The 862-nt window shown below is 36.8% G+C and carries 1 protein-coding gene and 2 pseudogenes; all 3 read left to right on the top strand.

What is annotated here, in order from left to right; translation table 11 throughout:
• Window positions 1-9 precede the first annotated feature (9 nt).
• Window positions 10-147 (top strand): annotated as a pseudogene (locus RR876_RS16680) (hypothetical protein); the annotation flags it as partial.
• Between the two features lie 177 nt (window positions 148-324).
• Window positions 325-543, top strand: a pseudogene (locus RR876_RS16675) (biotin/lipoyl-containing protein); the annotation flags it as partial.
• A 130-nt stretch (window positions 544-673) separates the two neighbouring features.
• Window positions 674-862 (top strand): hypothetical protein (locus RR876_RS16670; RefSeq protein WP_332637154.1); only part of this gene is annotated, 189 nt, incomplete at its 3' end.

Here is an 862-nt window from a genome sequence, read left to right as displayed (position 1 = left end):
GAAAATCAGATTCAGGTCTCTGATCGTCGTTGGCGTAAGATTGTTCACATGCTGAAAGTCTCTGCCTTTACCAATGGCCAAAGTACTGTTTCAATTTGGGATTGCTGGCTGGTTCAGCATTGTATTTGGGAAAAACCTGAACAGGTTGAACTGGTTGCAGCCATGTATGAGCAGTATTGTGGCAAGGCTGTAATTAATGTTGATAATCTAGTCAAAGTGGTTGAAGCTTTAGAGAAAGAGGCTGGGAAGCTACCTAAACCAAACAATAATGTTCATAAAGCTTCTGATCAGCAGCCCAATCGCACACAAACACCAACAGGTGATCTGATTGAAATTAATGCTCCTGTCTTTCCAGAAAGTGTAGCCGATGGAACAATTGCCACTTGGCATGTAGAAATCGAAGAAAGAGTAAGTAAAGATCAAATTATTTGTCAGATTGAAACAGATAAGGTTGTTTTAGAAGTTGTTGCTCCACGTGATGGAATGATCTATGCCATTATGAAAGATGAGGGTGATACGGTTCTCTCAAACGAAGCTATTGCGGTATTGGCTTCTACTGATAATTTAAAAACAAAATCAAGTTCAACTCAAACATCAGCCAATAATGGTCCAAGAACAATTGGTGAGCTAATCAAGGCACGAATGAAATAATTAATTTTATAGGAGAAATATAATGGGCTTTTGGTCACACGTTACTAATCAAAATATTGATTCTTCTGCCTTTTCATCTTTATCACAAAATTTTAGTGATGAAGTACAACGTTTAGCAAAAAACTTAGCTACTCGTTATTCTACTTCAGCAACTAATCAAGAAACATTAACATATATAGCTGATTTTATAGAAAGAGCCAAAAAGAAATAC

Origin of the sequence: Acinetobacter sp. (assembly GCF_036666595.1) — a bacterium.
In the GTDB taxonomy this organism is placed as follows: Bacteria; Pseudomonadota; Gammaproteobacteria; order Pseudomonadales; family Moraxellaceae; genus Acinetobacter.
This window is presented reverse-complemented; position numbering and strand designations above follow the sequence as displayed.